The organism is Pollutimonas rozaliensis, from assembly GCF_048751585.1.
GTDB lineage: Bacteria > Pseudomonadota > Gammaproteobacteria > Burkholderiales > Burkholderiaceae_B.
This window is the reverse complement of record NZ_JAZHOB010000072.1, coordinates 1-279: the sequence shown is the minus strand read 5'-3', so window position 1 is coordinate 279 and position 279 is coordinate 1. Positions and strand designations below refer to the sequence as shown.

1 protein-coding gene is annotated in these 279 nt (G+C 63.1%); it reads left to right on the top strand.

Annotated features, from left to right (window positions below):
• Window positions 1–279, top strand: a 279-nt coding sequence (locus V0R37_RS22015; protein WP_420376544.1) for an ABC transporter permease subunit, incomplete at both ends; no start/stop codon positions are given.

Here is a 279-nt window from a genome sequence, read left to right as displayed (position 1 = left end):
CACCCATGACATTCAGCTCATGTTTGCCTGGCCCGGCATTCTGATGGTCACCATCTTCGTCACCTGCCCCTTCGTCGCTCGGGAACTGATTCCGTTGATGCAGGCCCAGGGCTCCCGCGAAGAGGAGGCCGCCGTGACCCTGGGCGCCTCAGGCTGGACCACGTTCTGGCGCGTGACGCTCCCCAATATCCGTTGGGCACTGCTGTACGGCATCATCCTCACCAACTCTCGCGCGGTGGGTGAATTCGGCGCGGTCTCCGTGGTCTCAGGGGCTATTCG